Genomic DNA, 20,133 nt, shown 5'->3' with positions numbered 1-20,133 from the left:
AATGAGCGCGTGACCCGCGCATCTCTGGACAAGCAGCCGCACGAAGTCGCCTCGATGTTCGACGACGTGGCGGAACGGTACGACCTGACGAACGACGTGCTGTCGCTCGGCCAGGACCGGGTGTGGCGCAAGGAGGTCGCGAAGGCGGTCGACGCCCGGCCCGCGCAGAAGATCCTGGACCTGGCCGCGGGTACGGCCACCTCCTCGCTGCCCTTCGCGCGCACAGGTGCGTATGTCGTCCCCTGCGACTTCTCCCTCGGTATGCTCCGCGTCGGCAAGAAGAACTACCCCTGGCTGCCGCTGACCGCGGGCGACGCGACGAAGCTGCCCTTCAAGGACGACACCTTCGACGCCGTCACGATCTCCTTCGGGCTGCGCAACGTGCAGGACACCGACGCCGCGCTCACCGAGCTGTACCGGGTGACCAAGCCCGGCGGCCGCGTCGTGATCTGCGAGTTCTCGCACCCGACCTGGGCACCCTTCCGCACCGTCTACACCGAGTACCTGATGCGCGCGCTGCCGCCCGTCGCCCGCGCGGTCTCCTCCAACCCCGACGCGTACGTCTACCTAGCCGAGTCCATCCGCGACTGGCCGAACCAGCCCGCGCTGGCCGGGCTGCTGCAGAAGGCGGGCTGGTCGAAGGTCGCGTGGCGGAACCTGACGGGCGGAATCGTGGCGCTGCACCGGGGCTTCAAGCCCGCGTAGCTCGTACGTCGTACGGCTCGTAAGCCCGTCAATTCACTCGTACGAAGGACACGTTGACGGGAACCGGTCAATGGGAAACTCCGTCCGTTGAATACGTCCGATCACGGCACGAGTTCTCTGGACGACGGAGCGTTTCCATGGCGTCGCACTGCCCGCACTGCGGGGTTCCCGGTCCCGACGAGGCCCGCTTCTGCATGCATTGCGGACGCGAGCGGGCGGCTGCGGGGGATGCGCCCGTGGCGGATGCGCCCGCCGCCGTGCCGCCGACACCGGATGTTCCGCCGGCACCGGGTGCGCCGGAGCCGCCCGTCAGTGTGCCGCCCCCGCCCCTGCCCCCGCCGTCCGTCGCGCCGCCGTCGGGGCCACCGCCGTTGGGGCCGCCCCCGGGATACGTCCCCGGCCCCGCCTGGCCGTCACCGCTGGGCGCCTTCCTCGGCCGTACGTTCCGGGGCGACTGGGCGGGAGCCGCGCAGGCCGCGCTCTGGCCCCTCGGTCTGCTGCTGATCGCGTCCGCGGCGCTGGGGATTCCCTCGTACGGGCAGTCCTCCGACGGGGGAGAGGCGATCATCGGGTTCGGCGACCGGACGCGGATCGCCCTCGCCTTGCTGCTGCAGGCGCTCGGCGGGGGCTTCGAGGTGAAGTCGGCTCCCGCGTCGGTGTTCGGCGGGGGCGGCTCGGGCGGCGGCCTGGCCGGGGACTTCGAGGGCGGCGGCTCGCTGTCCCTGATCCCGCTCACGGTCACCGCCCTGTGGATCGTGGCGCTCTTCATCGGCGTACGGATGCTGCGTACGCGGATGGCGCGGACGCAGTTCGCAGGGCCCCAGTTCGCACAGGCTCAGTTCGCACAGGACCGCCCGTACGCCGGCGGCGGTGCCCCGCAGAGCGCGACCGCCGGGCTCGAAGCCGCCGCTCGCGTCGCGCTCCTGGTCACCGCGGGCGTCCTCGCCCTCAGCCTGATCGCGCGGCCGACGCTCCTGGGAGCCGTCCAGGTCTCGTCGTCGCCTGCGCTCGCCGCGCTGGGCGCCCTGCTGCTCGGGTTCGCGGTCGCGGGCGGCGTACTGCACCAGGACGACCTGGCGCGGTGGTCGGCGGCCCGGCCGGGCGTGCGGGCGCTGCTGCGCGCCACCGGCACCGCCCTGCGCGCGCTGTCCGTCGTCCTCGTCCTGTGCTCCGTCGTCGCGTTCATCTGCCTCACGCAGATCGACGACCTCGACGGCTTGTGGGACAACGACGGCATCTCGCCCCTGGCGGCGGCGCTGCTCGTGCTGCCCAACCTCGCGGTCACGGCCCTCGGCCTGTCCTGGGGTGCGCCCATCGAGGGGGAGGCCCGCGGCACGTCGTCGTACAGCTACGGCGGCGGCTACTCCCATGAGTCGTTCGGGCTCTCCGAGCTCGGCGACGTCACCAACTCCTGGGCGATCGTCGGCGCGTTGGCCCTCGGCCTGGTCTGCGCCCTGATCATCGGCATCATGGCCGCGCGTCGCTCCGCCGGCCGCGGCGAACAGCTCCTGACCGCGGGCCTCTGCTACGGCCTCTTCCTGCTGCTCGCCGGGTTCGGCGGCCTCGGCTGGGAGATGGCCGGCCGGAGTTCGGACTACGACACCGGGTACGGCTCCGGCTCGGGCGGTTCCGCCAGCGGCAAAGCCTCGATCGGCCTCGACATCCCGTACGCGCTGCTCTTCGGGCTGCTCTGGATCTTCATCGCGGCTTTCGTCGCACCGTATCTGCTGCGGATGACGGGTTCCGGGGCGGGACCGGTCGCACCGGCGATGCCGCCGATTGCGTCGCCGATGTCGCCGATGTCGTCCACGTCGCCTGTCTCGTCCGTGCCGACGCCGCCGATGCCGAGCAGCCCCACGCCGGGCTTCGTACCGCCGCCGGCCCTGGCATCGCCACCCCCGGCCCAGATGCCGGCCCCAGCCCCGGCTCCGGCCTCGATGCCGAATCCGGCCCCGATCCCGATCCCGTATGACTCCCACACCTTCCACCTCGGTCAGCGGCCGCCCGTCACCCCGAAGGCGCGCGGTCGTTCGCTCGTCTGGGTGGTGACCCTCGCCGTGGCGTTCGTCGTCGGAGGCGGTGCCGCGGCGGGCGTACTGATCTGGCAGGACAAGCACTCCGACGGGGACTCGAACAAGCCGGCGGCCGGGTCGACACCGACGGCTCCCGCGAGCTCTTCGCCCTCACCGGTCCTGTCGGAACCGCCGACAGCGGCCCCCACGAGCACCCCGACGGGCGAGGCAACGGGCGAGGCCACCGCCTCGTCCGCGGAACCCCCGGACGGCTACCGCCAGTTGGACGACCCCATGGGCTTCTCCTTCGCCGTCCCCGACGTCTGGGCGCGCGAGGGCGTCAAGAACGGCACCCAGGTCACCTACGCGGGCTCGACCGGTCTGGAGCACCTCCAGGTCGGCGTCATCGCGAACGCCGGCTACACCTCGTACGACAACTTCCTGACCCTGGAGAAGACCGCCAAGAAGAAGGACGCCGGCTACCGGCGGATCAAGCTGGAGAGCAACATCTTCCAGGGCCGCGCCGGTGCGATCTGGGAGTACACGTACACCGACGAGTCGGGCCGCACCCTCCACGCGAAGGACCAGGGGTACGTCGCCGCGAACGGCACCGAGTACGCGATCATGATCGTCGGCCACGACGACGTGTGGCAGAGCGGCCTCTCGGAGACGTTCCGCGTCGCCCTCGACTCCTGGAAGCTCACGTAGAACAGCGGCGCGGGCTGCTCACCTGAGGATGCTGCTCATCTGAGGATCTCGAACGGGTCGCCCGGCTCGTCGAGTTCGCGGCGCAGCCCGCCCGACGGCGGACCGGGCCGCCGCGGCTCGCGCACCCCCGCGCCTCCGCCGGCCTCACCCTCGCCGAGCTCGAACCACACGGTGACCACGGCGCCGCGCGGCACATCGGCGCCGGGCGGAGGATATTGGCGTACGACGTAGTCGATGACCGCGAGGTGGAAGTCGGGGCGGTCGGGCGCGGCGAGCAGCACACCTCGCGCCTCGGCCGTCTCGCGCGCGTCCACGGCCATCAGGCCGACCAGTCGCGGAACGCGCACCTCGGGTGTCTTGGGTGTTATGCGCACAGACGTCACCCCCAGCGGTACCGGAAGAGTAAGCCCCGCCGGTGCCGTTCCGGAAGCGTCCGCCGGACTCGGGAGCGCTCAGAGCGCCAGCCGGTAGCGGTGCCCCTCCTCCTGCGACCTCGGGCTCGTGAATCTCTCGGCGAGCTCCATCCCGAGCCGTCTGGTCACCGCGATGGAGCGCTCGTTGCGCGCGTTGACCATGGCGACGACGTCGGTGACGCCCGCGGCGCGCACCCGGTCCAGCGTCGTGTGCGCGGCCGCCGTGACGTATCCCCGGCCCCAGCGCGCCCGGCCGAGCCGCCAGCCGATCTCGATCTGGCCCGTCGGCCCCCAGCTGTGCGGCCACGGCTGCGCGCCCGTGAAACCGATGACCTCGCCCGATTCGTCGAGCATCGTCCACAGGCAGAAACCGTGCTCGGCGTCGTGCCGCCGCTGCCGGGCGGTCAGTTCCTCGTAGACGGACAACTCGGCCGCCCTGCCGCCGTGGAACTCCATGACGTCCGGGTCGGCGAAGATCCGGTGCCAGGCGAAGGCATCCTCGTCGGTGGGGACGCGGAGCAGTACGTCGGGGAGCGCTCGGTTCACGGGGCAGCCCTTCAGCCGGGTGATCAGTACCGCTGCATAGACTGCCCATGTCCAGTGCCCGTCAGCACGTAGATTTCGAACCTTGGGGAGATCCCGCCGTGACCGAGCCCCAGCCCCTCTCCGAAAACACCGCCGATGTGATCGTCGTCGGGGCCGGGCCAGCCGGTTCCACCACCGCCTACTACCTGGCGAAGGCGGGTTTGGACGTCCTGCTCCTGGAGAAGACCGCCTTCCCGCGCGAGAAGGTCTGCGGAGACGGCCTCACGCCCCGCGCGACCAAGCAGCTCGTCTCGATGGGCATCGACATCTCGGAGGAGGCCGGCTGGCTCCGGAACAAGGGCCTCCGCATCATCGGCGGCGGCGTCCGGCTCCAGCTGGACTGGCCGGAACTCGCCTCCTTCCCCGACTACGGACTCGTCCGCAAGCGCGACGACTTCGACGAGCAGCTGGCCCGGCAGGCGCAGAAGGCGGGCGCCCGGCTGTACGAGCGCTGCAACGTCGGCGCCCCGATCATCGACGACCGCACGGGCCGCATCACCGGCGTGCACGCGAAACTCGGCGACACCGGTGAGAAGCGCGAGGTCACCTTCCACGCGCCGCTGGTCGTCGCGGCCGACGGCAACTCCACCCGGCTCTCCCTGGCGATGGGCCTGCACCGCCGCGAGGACCGCCCGATGGGCGTCGCGGTCCGCACGTACTTCACCTCGCCCCGCCACGAGGACGACTACCTGGAGTCCTGGCTGGAGCTGTGGGACCGCCGGGGCGCCGAGGACCGCCTCCTGCCGGGCTACGGCTGGATCTTCGGCATGGGCGACGGTACGTCGAACGTCGGCCTGGGCGTCCTGAACACCTCCGACGCCTTCAAGGAGCTGGACTGGCGCGAGGTCCTGAAGGCCTGGTGCGCCTCGATGCCGGAGGACTGGGGCTACACCCCCGAGAACATGACGGGCCCGATCCGCGGCGCCGCGCTCCCGATGGCCTTCAACCGCCAGCCCCACTACACGAAGGGGCTGCTGCTGGTCGGCGACGCGGGCGGCCTGGTCAACCCCTTCAACGGCGAGGGCATCGCGTACGCCATGGAGTCCGGCCAGATCGCGGCCGACGTCATCGTCCAGGCCCACGCCCGCGCCACCCCGTCCCAGCGCGAGATCGCCCTCCAGCGCTACCCGCGGGTCCTCAAGGACACCTACGGCGGCTACTACACGCTCGGCCGCGCCTTCGTGAAGCTCATCGGCAACCCGAAGGTCATGAAGATCGCCGCCCAGCGCGGCCTGACCCACCCGATGCTGATGAAGTTCACGCTCAAGATGCTCGCCAACCTGACGGACCCGACCGGCGGCGACGCCATGGACCGCATCATCAACGGCCTGTCCAAGGTGGCCCCGAAGGCCTGACGGTCCGAGAACGCCAGATGGTCGCCTCCCCCCTCGGGGAGGCGACCATCTGCGTTGTCACCGCTGGCTAGAGCACCCGCACCGCACCCGTGGCCGGGTAGCCGGAGAGGTCCTGGATGACGACGCCCTTGGAGGGGTTGGCCGCGTCCAGGTACTGGCCGTTACCGATGTAGACACCCACGTGGTACGCCGAGCCGGCCGAACCCCAGTAGAGGACGTCGCCGACCTGGATGTTGGAGAGCGAGACCGGCGTACCGGACGTCGACTGGTCCTGCGAGACGCGCGGCAGATCGACGCCGACCTGCTTGAAGGCGGCCTGCACGAGACCGGAGCAGTCCCACGCGTTCGGGCCCGTGCCACCCATGACGTAGGCGTCGCCGACCTGCGCCTTGAGGAACGAGATGACCGTCGCGACGCTGCCGCTGGCCGGGGCTGAGACGTTCGTGGACGTGGACGTCGACGCGGAGGCGGACGCGGAGAGGGTGGTCCGCTCCGCGGAACGCGAGGCGGCCTCCTCGGCGGCGGCCTTGCGAGCGGCCTCGGCCTTCTTCTTCGCCTCGGCCTTCTTCTTGGCGTCCGCAAGGTCCGCCTTGGCCTGCTTGGCGGCCTTTGCCGCGGCCGCGTCACGCTCGGCCTGCAGCTCGTAGTTCGCCGCGGCCTGCTGCGTGGCGTCGGCGGACTCCGCGACCTGGGTGGCCAGGTCGGCCGTCAGGGTGGGCAGTTCGAGCGTCTGCGTCACGGGCTCGGCAGCGTTCGCCGAACCGGACGCACCGGCCACTGCCAGGGTGCTGAGGACGCCACCGGCAACTCCGGCGCGCATCGCGAGCGTCGACGCGTTGCGGCGGGGCTTCCGGTGGCTGCGTATGTGAGCGGTGTGGGACATGGGTACAACCGGTATCAGGGGCTCCTCCATACCTTCAAGAAACGTGTGGTGCGCCACAGTTGTTCAATCGGCGGCCGAATCTCCCACGCGTCACTCTTTATTGACGCCGTAACGGGCATTGTGGACATGGGTGATCAGGGCCGTGATCAAGGCCTTTCATCGTTACGCCCGAATTGCCCTCCGCTTACCACTGGTTGAGTCCGGTGGCCAAGCCCGGTTTATTCGGTCTTCTGTGAATGTGGCGCAGGTCACGGAACGGTCACCGCGGCGGCCGCGTCCCGCGCGTAGTCGGCGGTCGCCGACGCTCGTGAACGCGTGCACGCGTCCACTTCCGTCCACACTCCTCCCTCTGATGTGTGAACGGGCTCCTCTATCAAGGGATCTGGTCCAGCACCAATTTGCCCTGAAGGACGGCCTCTTGATAATGCAAGACCGCCCCGACCAGCAATGACGAGGTAAAATGTCACCTCTTGGTGATCAGTCGACTGCTTCGCGTACGAAGATCACTGCTCATCCGACTTCATGATCCTTCGCCTGGTGGTGGAGATCACAAAGTCCTTGATGACCCCCGTGTCGCAGATCACAGACCGGCAGGCATAAGATGCGGGGCAGTTGGGCTTGTGACCTGCTTCACATGTACGCGATCTTCGCCGGGACGGGCGGGGCGTGGGGCACGTGAGGTGAGGGAGCTCGCCCGACGCATCCGCCAGCAGTCAGTGCCGACTGAGAGGAGCGAGGAGCGGTGAACGCGTATGCGCCCATCCTCGTACTGGGAGCCCTCGGGGCAGGCTTTGCGATCTTCTCCGTGGTCATGGCCACGCTAATCGGTCCAAAGCGATACAACCGGGCCAAGCTCGAGGCCTACGAGTGCGGTATCGAGCCGACCCCCACGCCGGCCGGCGGCGGGCGCTTCCCGATCAAGTACTACCTGACGGCGATGCTCTTCATCGTCTTCGACATCGAGATCGTCTTCCTCTACCCCTGGGCCGTCACCTTCGACGCCCTGGGTGTTTTCGGGCTCGTGGAGATGCTGCTCTTCGTGCTCACCGTCTTCGTCGCGTACGCGTACGTATGGCGGCGCGGCGGCCTGGAATGGGACTGAGGGGCCTTTAAGCATGGGACTCGAAGAAAAACTGCCGAGCGGCTTCCTGCTGACCACCGTCGAGCAGGCCGCGGGCTGGGTGCGCAAGGCGTCCGTCTTCCCCGCGACATTCGGACTCGCCTGCTGTGCCATCGAAATGATGACGACCGGCGCCGGGCGATACGACCTGGCGCGCTTCGGCATGGAGGTCTTCCGCGGATCACCTCGCCAGGCCGACCTGATGATCGTCGCCGGGCGGGTCAGTCAGAAGATGGCGCCGGTGCTGCGGCAGGTCTATGACCAGATGCCGAACCCCAAGTGGGTCATCTCCATGGGCGTTTGCGCCTCGTCGGGCGGAATGTTCAACAACTACGCCATTGTGCAGGGAGTCGACCACATCGTCCCGGTCGACATCTATTTGCCCGGCTGCCCGCCACGGCCCGAGATGCTGATGGACGCGATTCTCAAGCTCCACCAGAAGATCCAGTCCTCCAAGCTCGGCGTGAACGCCGAGGAGGCGGCCCGCGAGGCGGAGGAAGCGGCACTCAAGGCGCTTCCCACCATCGAGATGAAGGGCCTGCTGCGGTGAGCGACGCGAACGGCAACGGCGCGAACAACGGGGTGAACCCCGAGAAGGACCTGAGCGCCTCCAACCTTCCCGGCCAGCGCGGCGACGCGGGCGAGGAGATCCGCGTCCAGCGCGGCATGTTCGGCGCCAACAACGGCGGCGACACCTCCGGCTACGGCGGCCTGGTCCGCTCGATCCGGCTCCCGGGCGAGGCCACGCGCCCCTACGGCGGCTGGTTCGACGAGGTCGCCGACGAGTTGGAAGGCGCCCTGGAGGAACAGGGACTCGTCCCCGAGAACGCGATCGAGAAGACGGTCGTGGACCGCGACGAGATCACGTTCCACGTCGAACGTGAGTACCTGGTCCGCGTCGCCCAGACCCTGCGCGACGACCCGGCCCTCCGCTTCGAGCTGTGCACCGGCGTCAGCGGAGTCCACTACCTGCACGACAAGGGCCGCGAGCTGCACGCCGTCTACCACCTGCGCTCGATCACCCACAACCGGCTGATCCGCCTCGAAGTCAGTGCCCCGGACGCGGATCCGCACGTCCCCTCGCTGGTCCCCGTCTATCCGACGAACGACTGGCACGAGCGCGAGACGTACGACTTCTTCGGCCTGATCTTCGACGGTCACCCGGCGCTGACGCGGATCATGATGCCGGACGACTGGCAGGGCTTCCCGCAGCGCAAGGACTACCCCCTCGGCGGCATCCCCGTCGAGTACAAGGGCGCCCAGATCCCGGCTCCGGACCAGCGGAGGTCGTACTCGTGAGCACGCAGACCCCTTCTTCTGCCGCATCGGCCCGTGAGACCACCGAGGGCACCGTATATACGGTCACCGGTGGCGACTGGGACGAGGTCGTCGAGACCGCGGCCAAGTCCGACGACGAGCGCATCATCGTCAACATGGGCCCCCAGCACCCGTCCACCCACGGCGTGCTCCGCCTCATCCTGGAGATCGACGGCGAGACGGTCACCGAGGCCCGCTGCGGCATCGGCTATCTGCACACCGGCATCGAGAAGAACCTCGAGTACCGCACGTGGACGCAGGGCACCACGTTCGTGACGCGCATGGACTACCTGACGCCGTTCTTCAACGAGACGGCGTACTGCCTCGGCGTGGAGAAGCTCCTCGGCATCGAGGACCAGATCCCCGACCGCGCCTCGGTCATCCGCGTGCTGCTGATGGAGCTGAACCGACTCTCCTCGCACCTGGTGTGCATCGCCACCGGTGGCATGGAACTCGGCGCCACCACGATCATGATCTACGGCTTCCGTGATCGTGAACTCATTCTCGACATCTACGAGCTGATCACCGGCCTGCGGATGAACCACGCGTACATCCGGCCCGGCGGCCTCGCCCAGGACCTGCCGCCCGGCGCGGTGGACCAGATCCGCGAGTTCGTGAAGAAGATGAAGAAGAACCTTCCCGAGTACGACAAGCTCGCCACCGGGAACCCCATCTTCAAGGCCCGCATGCAGGACGTCGGCTACCTCGACCTGGCCGGCTGCATGGCCCTCGGCGCCACCGGCCCGATCCTGCGCTCGGCGGGCCTGCCGCACGACCTGCGCAAGGCGCAGCCGTACTGCGGATACGAGAACTACGACTTCGAGATCCCGACCGCCGACACCTGTGACTCCTACGGGCGCTTCCTGATCCGCCTGGAGGAGATGCGCCAGTCGCTGCACATCATCGAGCAGTGCCTGGACCGGCTCCAGCCCGGCCCGGTCATGGTCGCCGACAAGAAGATCGCCTGGCCCGCCCAGCTCGCCCTGGGACCCGACGGCCTCGGCAACTCCCTCGACCACATCAAGAAGATCATGGGTACCTCCATGGAGGCCCTGATCCACCACTTCAAGCTGGTGACCGAGGGCTTCCGCGTCCCGCCGGGACAGGCGTACGCGGCGGTCGAGTCGCCCAAGGGCGAGCTCGGAGTGCACGTCGTCTCCGACGGCGGCACCCGCCCCTACCGGGTCCACTTCCGGGACCCGTCCTTCACCAACCTGCAGGCCATGGCTGCGATGTGCGAGGGCGGCCAGGTCGCCGACGTCATCGTCGCCGTCGCGTCCATCGACCCCGTGATGGGAGGCGTCGACCGGTGACCACCACCCCCGAGGGCGTCAGCCTGGGCATGCCCCAACTGCCCGCGCCCGACTACCCGGACGATGTCCGTGCCCGGCTGGAGACGGACGCGCGCGAGATCATCGCCCGCTACCCGGACTCCCGCTCCGCCCTCCTTCCGTTGCTGCATCTCGTGCAGTCGGAGGAGGGGCATGTCACGCGCACCGGCCAGCGGTTCTGTGCCGATGTGCTGGGCCTGACCACGGCCGAGGTCACCGCGGTCGCGACCTTCTACTCGATGTACCGGCGCAAGCCGAGCGGTGACTACCAGGTGGGTGTCTGCACCAACACCCTGTGCGCGGTGATGGGCGGGGACGCGATCTTCGCGGCACTCCAGGACCACTTGGGCGTCGGCAACGGCGAGACCACCGACGACGGCAAGGTCACCCTGGAGCACATCGAGTGCAACGCGGCCTGCGACTTCGCGCCGGTCGTGATGGTCAACTGGGAGTTCTTCGACAACCAGACCGTCTCCTCCGCGAAGAGCCTCGTCGACGACCTGCGCGCGGGAGCACAGGTCGAACCCACCCGCGGCGCCCCCTTGTGCACGTTCAAGGACACCGCCCGGATCCTGGCCGGCTTCCCCGACGCGCGGGAGGGAGCCGTGGAGGCGACCGGCAGCGCGGGACCCGCCTCGTTGATCGGCCTCCGCCTGGCCAAGGGGGAGGCCTCCGCCGCGCGCGTGGTCCACCCGCGAGGCTCCGGGACCTCTCAGGGCGGGCAGCCGCACGACCCGTCGCCGACCGAGCACCCCAGTTCGCACGACGCGCCGCAGCAGACATCGGCCTCCGACCCGTCCCACCCGGCGGGTCCTGTCGCCGAGGAGGGGGAGTGATGACCTTGGCACCCGAACTCAAAGACCACAGCCCTGAGAAGCTGCTCGCACCCGTGCTGTCGGCCTTCTGGGACGAGGACAAGTCCTGGACGCTGGACGTCTACCGAAGGCACGAGGGATACGAGGGACTGCGCAAGGCCCTCGCCATGTCGCCGGACGACCTCATCGCGTACGTGAAGGACTCCGGTCTGCGCGGGCGCGGCGGCGCGGGATTCCCCACCGGAATGAAGTGGCAGTTCATTCCCCAAGGGGATGGAAAACCGCACTATCTAGTTGTCAACGCCGACGAGTCGGAGCCGGGAACCTGCAAGGACATCCCGCTCCTCTTCGCGAACCCGCATAGCCTCATCGAGGGCATTGTGATCGCGTGTTATGCCATTCGGTCGTCGCATGCCTTCATCTATCTGCGCGGTGAAGTGGTCCCAGTACTGCGGCGGTTGCACGAGGCCGTGCGAGAGGCCTACGAGGCGGGCTACCTCGGCGAGAACATCCAGGGCAGCGGGCTCGACCTCCAGCTCACCGTGCACGCGGGCGCGGGCGCGTACATCTGCGGTGAGGAGACCGCGCTGCTCGACTCGCTCGAAGGCCGCCGTGGTCAACCGCGGCTCCGTCCCCCTTTCCCTGCCGTCGCGGGCCTCTACGCGTGCCCGACTGTTGTAAATAACGTCGAATCCATCGCGTCAGTTCCCGCAATTCTCCAAAAAGGCAAGGAATGGTTCAGGTCGATGGGAAGCGAGAAGTCCCCGGGCTTCACGCTCTACTCGCTCAGCGGCCACGTCACCAATCCCGGCCAGTACGAGGCCCCGCTCGGCATCACACTGCGCCAACTCCTCGAAATGAGCGGCGGGATCAGGTCCGGCCACCGGCTGAAGTTCTGGACGCCGGGCGGCTCCTCGACCCCGATGTTCACCGACGAGCACCTCGACGTCCCTCTTGATTACGAAGGAGTGGGCGCCGCGGGTTCCATGCTCGGCACAAAAGCACTCCAGTGCTTCGACGAGACGACCTGCGTCGTACGCGCCGTCACCCGCTGGACCGAGTTCTACGCCCACGAGTCCTGCGGCAAGTGCACACCGTGCCGCGAAGGGACGTACTGGCTCGTGCAGTTGCTGCGCGACATCGAGGCCGGCAAGGGCGTCATGTCCGACCTCGACAAACTCAACGACATCGCCGACAACATCAACGGCAAGTCGTTCTGCGCCCTCGGTGACGGCGCCGCCTCGCCGATCTTCTCCTCGCTCAAGTACTTCCGCGAGGAGTACGAGCAGCACATCACGGGCCGCGGCTGCCCCTTCGACCCGGCCAAGTCGACGGCTTGGGCGGACAAGCACACGGAGGTGAACGCATGACAGTGACCACCAGCGCTCCCTCCGGAGGCGGGGAGGCGGCGGTTCCGCCGGAAGATCTCGTCTCGCTGACGATCGACGGCGCCGAGATCAGCGTGCCCAAGGGCACCCTGGTCATCCGGGCCGCCGAACAACTCGGCATCGAGATCCCCCGCTTCTGCGACCACCCGCTCCTCGACCCGGCCGGCGCCTGCCGCCAGTGCATCGTCGAGGTCGAGGGCCAGCGCAAGCCGATGGCGTCCTGCACGATCACCTGTACGGACGGGATGGTCGTCAAGACTCAGCTCACCTCGCCCGTCGCCGAGAAGGCCCAGCACGGTGTGATGGAGCTCCTGCTCATCAACCACCCGCTGGACTGCCCGGTCTGCGACAAGGGCGGCGAATGCCCGCTGCAGAACCAGGCCATGTCACACGGCAACGCCGAATCCCGCTTCGAAGGAAAGAAGCGGACGTACGAGAAGCCCGTCCCGATCTCCACGCAGGTGCTGCTGGACCGCGAACGGTGCGTACTGTGCGCCCGCTGCACCCGGTTCAGCAACCAGATCGCCGGCGACCCGATGATCGAGCTGGTCGAGCGGGGCGCGCTCCAGCAGGTCGGCACCGGTGAGGGTGACCCCTTCGAGTCGTACTTCTCCGGGAACACGATCCAGATCTGCCCGGTGGGCGCGCTCACCTCGGCGGCGTATCGCTTCCGCGCCCGCCCCTTCGACCTGATCTCCTCGCACTCCGTGTGCGAGCACTGCTCCGGCGGCTGCGCGACGCGCACCGACCACCGGCGCGGCAAGGTCATGCGGCGCCTCGCCTCCCCGGACCCCGAGGTCAACGAGGAGTGGCTCTGCGACAAGGGGAGGTTCGGCTTCCGCTACGCGCAGCAGACCGACCGCATCACCACCCCGCTGGTCCGCAACGCCGAAGGCGTCCTGGAGCCCGCTTCCTGGCCGGAGGCTCTGGAGGCGGCGGCTCAGGGACTGCTGGGTGCCCGGGGCAGGGCCGGAGTCCTGACCGGCGGCCGGCTCACCGTCGAGGACGCCTACGCGTACAGCAAGTTCGCGCGCGTGGCCCTCGACACGAACGACATCGACTTCCGCGCGCGCGTGCACAGCGCCGAGGAGGCCGACTTCCTGGCCGCCCGGGTCGCCGGACGCGGACGGGACCTCGACGGTACGGGCGTCACGTACACCGCGCTGGAGAAGGCGCCGGCCGTCCTGCTCGTCGGGTTCGAGTCCGAGGAGGAGGCGCCCGGCGTCTTCCTGCGACTGCGCAAGGCCTGGCGCGGGCATCAGCAGCGGACCTTCTCGCTCGCCACGCACGCGACCCGCGGCCTGGAGAAGGCGGGCGGCACGCTGCTGCCCGCCGCGCCCGGCACCGAGACCGAGTGGCTGGACGCCCTCGCGAGCGGCGTCGGTCTGGAGGGCGACGGTGCCCGGGCCTCCGAGGCGCTGCGCGTCGAGGGTTCCGTGCTCGTCGTCGGCGAGCGGCTGGCCGCTGTGGCCGGCGGGCTCACCGCCGCCGTACGCGCCGCGTCCGCGACCGGCGCCCACCTGGTGTGGATTCCGCGCCGGGCCGGAGAGCGCGGAGCGATCGAAGCGGGCGCGCTTCCGTCGCTGCTGCCGGGCGGACGCCCGGCCACCGACCCGCGCGCGCGGGACGAGGTCGCCGCCGCCTGGGGCGTCTCCGAACTCCCGCACCGCTACGGCCGTGACAGCGGGCAGATCATCGAGGCCGCCGCAGGTGGCGAACTGCGGGCCCTGGTGGTGGCGGGCGTGGAGGTCACCGACCTTCCCGACCCGGCACGCGCGCGTGCTGCCCTTTCCGAAGTGGGCTTCCTGGTGTCGCTCGAACTGCGGCCCAGCGAGGTCACCGAGCACGCGGACGTAGTCCTTCCGGTCGCCGCGGTCGCGGAGAAGGCGGGCACCTTCCTGAACTGGGAAGGCCGGGTGCGCTTCTTCGAAGCCGCTCTCAAGCCCGAACAGATGATCCGCCGCCTGGCACCCACCGACGCCCGCGTCCTGCAGATGCTCGCCGACGCCATGGACGTACATCTCGGTCTGCCGGATCTGCGCACCGCGCGCGGGGAGCTGGACCGGCTCGGGGCGTGGGACGGGCCGCGGGCCACCGAACCCCTGGAGACCGCCGCTCAACTGCCCCGCCCCGCCGCCGGGGAGGCCGTACTCGCGGGTCACCGGCTGCTGCTCGACCAGGGCCGTCTCCAGGACGGCGACGACGCTCTGGCCGGGACCCGGCATGCCGCCCACGCGCGCGTGTCGGCCGCCACAGCCGCCGAAGCGGGCGTCAAGGACGGCGACACCCTCGCTGTCACCGGCCCCGCCGGAACCGCCGAACTCCCGCTGGAGATCACGGAGATGCCCGACCGCGTGGTCTGGCTCCCGCTGAACTCCGCCGGGGGAGGCGTCGCCTCCGACACCGGGGCGGTGCCCGGCGCACTCGTCCGCATCGGCCCGGCGACCCTCGCCACCGAGGCCCCCAAGGAGGTGGAGGCATGACTCCGTACCTCGCCGCTGAAGACCTGTCGATGTTCGGCCGCGACCCCTGGTGGCTGGTCGTCATCAAGGCGGTCTTCTGCTTCGCCTTCCTGATGATCACCGTGCTCTTCTCCATCGTGTGGGAGCGCAAGGTCGTCGCCTGGATGCAGCTGCGCATCGGCCCCAACCGGCACGGCCCCTGGGGCATGCTCCAGTCGCTCGCCGACGGCATCAAGCTGATGCTCAAGGAAGACGTCATCGTCAAGCGCGCCGACAAGGTGGTGTACGTCCTCGCGCCGATCGTCGCGGCCATCCCGGCCTTCATGGCGATCGCGGTGATTCCCTTCGGGCCCTCCGGCAACGAGGTCTCGATCCTCGGTCACCGTACGACGATGCAGCTCACCGACCTGCCGATCGCGATGCTCTACATCCTCGCGGTCGCCTCGGTCGGCATCTACGGGATCGTTCTTGCGGGTTGGAGTTCTGGATCCACCTATCCGCTGCTGGGCGGTCTGCGCTCCTGCGCGCAGATGATCTCCTACGAGATCGCCATGGGCGCCGCGTTCGCCTCGGTGTTCCTCTACTCCGGGTCGATGTCGACCTCGACGATCGTCGAACAGCAGCACGACCGCTGGTACATCATCCTGCTGCCGGTCTCGTTCCTGATCTACATCATCACGATGGTCGGCGAGACCAACCGTGCCCCCTTCGACATGCCGGAGTCCGAGGGCGACCTGGTCGGCGGCTTCAACACCGAGTACTCGTCCATCAAGTTCGCGCTGTTCATGCTCGCCGAGTACGTGAACATGGTGACGGTCTCGGCCGTGTCGACCACCCTCTTCCTGGGCGGCTGGCGGGCACCCTGGCCGATCAGCACCTTCTGGGAGGGCGCCAACCACGGCTGGTGGCCGATGCTCTGGTTCACCATCAAGGTCCAGTTGCTGCTGTTCTTCTTCATCTGGCTGCGCGGCACGCTTCCCCGCGTCCGCTACGACCAGCTGATGAAGCTCGGCTGGAAGGTCCTCATCCCGGTCTCCGTGGTCTGGCTGATGCTCGTCGCCACCGTGCGGACCCTCAGGAACGAGAACTACGACTTCGCCGACATCGCCCTGTACGTCGGCGGGGGAGTCCTCGTGCTGCTGTTGCTCTCGTTCGCGGCCGACATCTTCCGCGACCGCTCCGGCAAGGAGCAGGAGGCGCCCGCCGAACCCGCCGCCTTCGACCCGATGGCGGGCGGATTCCCCGTGCCGCCGCTGCCGGGGCAGGAGTTGCCACCGGTGCCGCGGCGCCGCCCGCGCCGCGAGCGCGAGTTGATTGTCAGTGGCGGGTCGGATACTGCGAGTGACGGATCGAATGGCGGAACTCGTGACGGAAAGGAGGGGTCCGATGGCTGAGGAGCCGAAGGAGACCAAGCCCGGTTTCATGAACCCCGTCGCCGGCTTCGGCGTGACCTTCAAGGCCATGTTCAAGAAGCGGCTGACCGAGCAGTACCCGGAGCAGCAGAAGACCACCGCCCCGCGGTTCCACGGCCGGCACCAGCTCAACCGCCACCCGGACGGCCTGGAGAAGTGCGTCGGCTGCGAACTGTGCGCCTGGGCCTGCCCCGCGGACGCCATCTACGTGGAGGGCGCGGACAACACCGACGAGGAGCGCTACTCGCCGGGTGAGCGGTATGGCGCCGTCTACCAGATCAACTACGCCCGCTGCATCCTCTGCGGCCTGTGCATCGAGGCGTGCCCCACCCGCGCGCTCACGATGACCAACGAGTTCGAGCTGGCCGACAGCAGCCGCGCCAACCTCATCTACACCAAGGAGCAGCTGCTCGCCGGACTCGAGGAGGGCATGGTCGAGTCCCCGCACTCGATCTTCCCCGGCATGGACGAGCAGGACTACTACCGAGGACTGGTGACGGAGGCCGCGCCCGGCACGGAGCGCCAAGTCGCCGTCTCCCAGGGCGAGAAGCCCACCGAAGAGGGGGTGGAGGCATGAGCGCGCAGCTTGCCGCCTACTCCACCTCTACAGGTGAGGCCTTCCAGTTCTGGGTTCTCGGCACGGTCGCCGTGATCGGCGCCCTGAGCACCGTCTTCATGAAGAAGGCCGTGCACAGCGCGCTCTCCCTTGCCGGGACCATGATCATCTTGGCGGTGTTCTACCTCGCCAACGGGGCGTACTTCCTTGGCGTCGTCCAGATCATCGTCTACACCGGCGCGATCATGATGCTGTTCCTCTTCGTCGTCATGCTCGTCGGCGTCACCGCGGCGGACTCCCTGAAGGAGACCATCAAGGGCCAGCGCTGGCTGGCCCTGCTGTGCGGACTCGGCTTCGGCATCCTCCTGTTCGCGGGCATCGGCAACGCGTCCCTCAATGAGTTCGACGGCCTGTCGAAGGCCAACGCGAACGGCAACGTGGAGGGCCTCGCCGCCCTCATCTTCACGAAGTACGTGTTCGCCTTCGAAATCACCGGCGCCCTGCTCATCACCGCCACGATCGGCGCCATGGTCCTCACGCACCGCGAGCGCACCGAGCGCGCCAAGACCCAGCGCGAGCTGTCCGAGCAGCGCGTACGGGAAGGCAAGCACCTGCCGCCGCTGCCGGCGCCCGGTGTCTACGCCCGGCACAACGCGGTGGACATCGCGGGCCTCCTCCCCGACGGCACCCCGTCGGAGCTCACCGTCAGCAAGACGCTGCGCGAGCGCGGCCAGATCCGTGACGTGTCGACCGAGGCGCTGAACGATCTGCGGGCACTGGAACAGCGTGCCGAGGAGCGACTGGAGCGCACCGAGGTCGAACAGGTGCACCTCAAGAGGGCCGAGGAGGCGTCGAAGTGAATCCCGTCAACTACCTCTATCTCGCCGCCCTGTTGTTCACGATCGGCGCCACCGGCGTGCTGATCAGGCGGAACGCGATCGTGGTGTTCATGTGCGTCGAGCTCATGCTCAACGCCTGCAACCTCGCCTTCGTCACCTTCTCCCGAATGCACGGCAATCTCGACGGCCAGATCATCGCCTTCTTCACGATGGTCGTCGCCGCCGCGGAGGTCGTGGTCGGGCTCGCGATCATCGTGTCGCTGTTCCGTTCCCGCCACTCGGCCTCGGTCGACGACGCCAGCCTGATGAAGCTCTGAGGGGTCGCTGAATCGTGGACAACCTGATTGCGCTGCTCGTAGCGGCGCCTCTGCTCGGAGCGGCCGTACTGCTGTGCGGCGGACGGCGGCTCGATGCCGTCGGCCACTGGATCGGCACGCTCCTCGCGGCCTCCTCCTTCGTCATCGGCGTGATCCTCTTCGCCGACATGCTGGGCAAGGACGCCGATCACCGGGCCATCGGCCAGCACCTGTTCAGCTGGGTCCCGGTCGCCGGCTTCCAGGCCGACGTCTCCTTCCAGCTCGACCAGCTCTCGATGACGTTCGTGCTGCTGATCAGCGGCGTCGGCTCGCTCATCCACCTGTACTCGATCGGGTACATGGAGCACGACGAGCGCCGCCGCCGCTTCTTCGGCTATCTGAACCTGTTCCTCGCGGCGATGCTGCTCCTCGTCCTCGCCGACAACTACCTGCTGCTGTATGTCGGCTGGGAGGGCGTTGGCCTCGCCTCGTACCTGCTGATCGGCTTCTGGCAGCACAAGCCCAGCGCCGCCACCGCCGCGAAGAAGGCCTTCCTGGTCAACCGCGTCGGCGACATGGGCCTGTCGATCGCCATCATGCTGATGTTCACCACCTTCGGGACCTTCGCCTTCGGGCCGGTGCTCGAATCCACCGGTCAGACCTCCGAGGGCAAGCTCACCGCCATCGGCCTGATGCTGCTGCTCGCCGCCTGCGGCAAGTCCGCCCAGGTGCCGCTGCAGTCCTGGCTCGGCGACGCGATGGAGGGCCCGACCCCGGTCTCGGCCCTCATCCACGCCGCGACGATGGTGACCGCGGGCGTCTACCTGATCGTCCGCTCCGGGGAGATCTTCAACGGCGCGCCGGACGCGCAGTTGGCCGTCACCGTCGTCGGCGCGGTCACGCTCCTGTTCGGTGCGATCGTCGGTTGCGCGAAGGACGACATCAAGAAGGCGCTGGCCGGCTCCACGATGTCGCAGATCGGCTACATGGTGCTCGCCGCGGGCCTCGGCCCCATCGGCTACGTCTTCGCGATCATGCACCTGGTGACGCACGGCTTCTTCAAGGCCGGGCTCTTCCTCGGCGCCGGTTCGGTCATGCACGGCATGAACGACGAGGTCGACATGAGGAAGTACGGCGGCCTCAGGAAGTACATGCCGGTCACGTTCATCACCTTCGGCCTCGGCTACCTCGCGATCATCGGCTTCCCGGGCCTGTCGGGCTTCTTCTCCAAGGACAAGATCATCGAGGCGGCCTTCGCCAAGGGCGGCACCGAGGGCTGGATCCTCGGCGGCGCGGCCCTGCTGGGCGCGGCCATCACGGCGTACTACATGACACGCGTGATGATCATGACCTTCTTCGGGGAGAAGCGCTGGCAGCCCGATGCGGAGGGCCATGAGCCGCACCCGCACGAGTCGCCCAAGTCCATGACGATTCCGATGATCGTGCTGGCCTTCGGATCGGTCTTCGCGGGCGGTTTCTTCAGCATCGGCGACCGCTTCCTGCACTGGCTGGAGCCGGTCACCGGGCACTCGGAGGGCAACTCGCCCGTCAGCGCCCTCACGGTCACGCTGGCCACCATGGCGCTGCTCGTCGTCGGCGCCGCAATCGCGTACGCCCAGTACGGTCGCCGTCCCGTCCCGGTCGCCGCCCCGCGCGGATCGCTGCTCACCCGGGCCGCCCGACGCGACCTGCTCCAGGACGACTTCAACCACGTCGTGCTGGTGCGCGGCGGGGAGCACCTCACCCGCTCGCTGGTGTACGTCGACCACACCCTGGTCGACGGTGTCGTCAACGGCACGGCGGCCTCGATGGGCGGCCTCTCCGGGCGGCTGCGCAAGCTGCAGAACGGCTACGCGCGCTCGTACGCGGTCTCGATGTTCGGCGGTGCGGCGGTCCTCATCGCTCTGACCCTGCTGATGAGGGCGGTCTGATACCG

Annotated in this window: 18 protein-coding genes and 1 pseudogene; 16 read left to right on the top strand and 3 right to left on the bottom strand. The window is 68.8% G+C overall.

The genetic code is table 11. The features are described 5' to 3' along the window. Positions 1–9: 9 nt before the first annotated feature. The 3 genes and pseudogenes from AB5J56_RS19370 to AB5J56_RS19360 all read left to right on the top strand — a co-directional run bounded on the left by AB5J56_RS19370 (position 10) and on the right by AB5J56_RS19360 (position 3,425). Positions 10–705, top strand: coding sequence for a demethylmenaquinone methyltransferase (locus AB5J56_RS19370; protein WP_369233982.1), 696 nt, complete (start codon positions 10–12; stop codon positions 703–705). Positions 706–842: 137 nt separating this feature from the next. Next, positions 843–911, top strand: a pseudogene (locus tag AB5J56_RS19365) (zinc-ribbon domain-containing protein); the annotation flags it as partial. Positions 912–941: 30 nt separating this feature from the next. Continuing rightward, complete coding sequence (locus AB5J56_RS19360; protein ID WP_369243185.1) at positions 942–3,425, top strand: hypothetical protein; 2,484 nt, start codon at positions 942–944, stop codon at positions 3,423–3,425. Positions 3,426–3,460: 35 nt separating this feature from the next. Here the strand turns inward: AB5J56_RS19360 and AB5J56_RS19355 are convergent, their stop codons facing one another. Together AB5J56_RS19355 and AB5J56_RS19350 are read right to left on the bottom strand one after the other, a co-directional pair. Next, positions 3,461–3,799 (bottom strand): PASTA domain-containing protein, encoded by a 339-nt coding sequence (locus AB5J56_RS19355; protein WP_369233981.1) that lies wholly within the window; start codon positions 3,797–3,799, stop codon positions 3,461–3,463. A gap of 78 nt (positions 3,800–3,877) precedes the next feature. After that, positions 3,878–4,384, bottom strand: a complete 507-nt coding sequence (locus AB5J56_RS19350; RefSeq protein WP_369233980.1) for a GNAT family N-acetyltransferase — start codon at positions 4,382–4,384, stop codon at positions 3,878–3,880. 98 nt (positions 4,385–4,482) lie between these two features. On the opposite strand from AB5J56_RS19350, the gene AB5J56_RS19345 reads away from it, so the two are divergent. Further along, on the top strand, positions 4,483–5,778 hold the full coding sequence (locus AB5J56_RS19345) for a geranylgeranyl reductase family protein (RefSeq protein ID WP_369233979.1): 1,296 nt from the start codon (positions 4,483–4,485) through the stop codon (positions 5,776–5,778). A gap of 67 nt (positions 5,779–5,845) precedes the next feature. Here AB5J56_RS19345 and AB5J56_RS19340 read toward each other — a convergent pair whose 3' ends face one another. Continuing rightward, positions 5,846–6,691, bottom strand: coding sequence for a C40 family peptidase (locus AB5J56_RS19340; protein ID WP_369233978.1), 846 nt, complete (start codon positions 6,689–6,691; stop codon positions 5,846–5,848). A 712-nt stretch (positions 6,692–7,403) separates the two neighbouring features. On the opposite strand from AB5J56_RS19340, the gene AB5J56_RS19335 reads away from it, so the two are divergent. The 12 genes from AB5J56_RS19335 to nuoL are packed head-to-tail and all read left to right on the top strand — an operon-like array spanning position 7,404 to position 20,128. Next, positions 7,404–7,763, top strand: coding sequence for an NADH-quinone oxidoreductase subunit A (locus AB5J56_RS19335; RefSeq protein ID WP_007383963.1), 360 nt, complete (start codon positions 7,404–7,406; stop codon positions 7,761–7,763). Between the two features lie 13 nt (positions 7,764–7,776). After that, positions 7,777–8,331, top strand: coding sequence for an NADH-quinone oxidoreductase subunit B family protein (locus tag AB5J56_RS19330; RefSeq protein WP_007383964.1), 555 nt, complete (start codon positions 7,777–7,779; stop codon positions 8,329–8,331). Continuing rightward, positions 8,328–9,080, top strand: a complete 753-nt coding sequence (locus AB5J56_RS19325) for an NADH-quinone oxidoreductase subunit C (RefSeq protein WP_369233977.1) — start codon at positions 8,328–8,330, stop codon at positions 9,078–9,080. The genes AB5J56_RS19330 and AB5J56_RS19325 overlap by 4 nt, the downstream gene beginning before the upstream one ends. Further along, positions 9,077–10,411 (top strand): NADH-quinone oxidoreductase subunit D, encoded by a 1,335-nt coding sequence (locus AB5J56_RS19320; RefSeq protein WP_369233976.1) that lies wholly within the window; start codon positions 9,077–9,079, stop codon positions 10,409–10,411. The genes AB5J56_RS19325 and AB5J56_RS19320 overlap by 4 nt, the downstream gene beginning before the upstream one ends. A 29-nt stretch (positions 10,412–10,440) precedes the next feature. Further along, positions 10,441–11,265 (top strand): NADH-quinone oxidoreductase subunit NuoE, encoded by an 825-nt coding sequence (gene nuoE / locus AB5J56_RS19315; RefSeq protein WP_369242650.1) that lies wholly within the window; start codon positions 10,441–10,443, stop codon positions 11,263–11,265. Further along, entirely contained in the window at positions 11,265–12,614 is a 1,350-nt protein-coding gene (gene nuoF, locus AB5J56_RS19310) for an NADH-quinone oxidoreductase subunit NuoF (RefSeq protein ID WP_369233975.1), read from the top strand. The genes nuoE and nuoF overlap by 1 nt, the downstream gene beginning before the upstream one ends. After that, positions 12,611–15,115: an NADH-quinone oxidoreductase subunit G gene (locus AB5J56_RS19305; protein ID WP_369233974.1), complete on the top strand. Its 2,505-nt coding sequence runs from the start codon at positions 12,611–12,613 to the stop codon at positions 15,113–15,115. The genes nuoF and AB5J56_RS19305 overlap by 4 nt, the downstream gene beginning before the upstream one ends. After that, positions 15,112–16,488 (top strand): NADH-quinone oxidoreductase subunit NuoH, encoded by a 1,377-nt coding sequence (gene nuoH, locus AB5J56_RS19300; protein WP_369233973.1) that lies wholly within the window; start codon positions 15,112–15,114, stop codon positions 16,486–16,488. Before AB5J56_RS19305 ends, nuoH begins: the two co-directional genes overlap by 4 nt. Continuing rightward, a complete protein-coding gene (gene nuoI, locus AB5J56_RS19295; protein ID WP_369233972.1) occupies positions 16,481–17,083 on the top strand; it encodes an NADH-quinone oxidoreductase subunit NuoI in 603 nt (200 codons plus the stop codon). The genes nuoH and nuoI overlap by 8 nt, the downstream gene beginning before the upstream one ends. After that, complete coding sequence (locus tag AB5J56_RS19290; RefSeq protein WP_369233971.1) at positions 17,080–17,922, top strand: NADH-quinone oxidoreductase subunit J; 843 nt, start codon at positions 17,080–17,082, stop codon at positions 17,920–17,922. Before nuoI ends, AB5J56_RS19290 begins: the two co-directional genes overlap by 4 nt. Next, on the top strand, positions 17,919–18,218 hold the full coding sequence (nuoK, locus tag AB5J56_RS19285) for an NADH-quinone oxidoreductase subunit NuoK (RefSeq protein WP_093829093.1): 300 nt from the start codon (positions 17,919–17,921) through the stop codon (positions 18,216–18,218). Before AB5J56_RS19290 ends, nuoK begins: the two co-directional genes overlap by 4 nt. Positions 18,219–18,232: 14 nt before the next feature. After that, positions 18,233–20,128, top strand: a complete 1,896-nt coding sequence (gene nuoL / locus AB5J56_RS19280; protein WP_369233970.1) for an NADH-quinone oxidoreductase subunit L — start codon at positions 18,233–18,235, stop codon at positions 20,126–20,128. Positions 20,129–20,133: the final 5 nt, after the last annotated feature.

Origin of the sequence: Streptomyces sp. R21, assembly GCF_041051975.1 — a bacterium.
Classification (GTDB): domain Bacteria; phylum Actinomycetota; class Actinomycetes; order Streptomycetales; family Streptomycetaceae; genus Streptomyces.
Note: the sequence above shows the minus strand (reverse complement) of the source record. Positions and strands in the feature narration are given on the sequence as shown.

Coding starts and splice junctions, on each gene's coding strand:
- AB5J56_RS19340 (WP_369233978.1), bottom strand. CDS start 6,691: ATGGAGGAGCCCCTGATACCGGTTGTACCCATGTCCCACACCGCTCAC.
- AB5J56_RS19330 (WP_007383964.1), top strand. CDS start 7,777: ATGGGACTCGAAGAAAAACTGCCGAGCGGCTTCCTGCTGACCACCGTC.
- nuoE (WP_369242650.1), top strand. CDS start 10,441: ATGCCCCAACTGCCCGCGCCCGACTACCCGGACGATGTCCGTGCCCGG.
- nuoF (WP_369233975.1), top strand. CDS start 11,265: ATGACCTTGGCACCCGAACTCAAAGACCACAGCCCTGAGAAGCTGCTC.
- AB5J56_RS19305 (WP_369233974.1), top strand. CDS start 12,611: ATGACAGTGACCACCAGCGCTCCCTCCGGAGGCGGGGAGGCGGCGGTT.
- nuoH (WP_369233973.1), top strand. CDS start 15,112: ATGACTCCGTACCTCGCCGCTGAAGACCTGTCGATGTTCGGCCGCGAC.
- nuoI (WP_369233972.1), top strand. CDS start 16,481: ATGGCTGAGGAGCCGAAGGAGACCAAGCCCGGTTTCATGAACCCCGTC.
- AB5J56_RS19290 (WP_369233971.1), top strand. CDS start 17,080: ATGAGCGCGCAGCTTGCCGCCTACTCCACCTCTACAGGTGAGGCCTTC.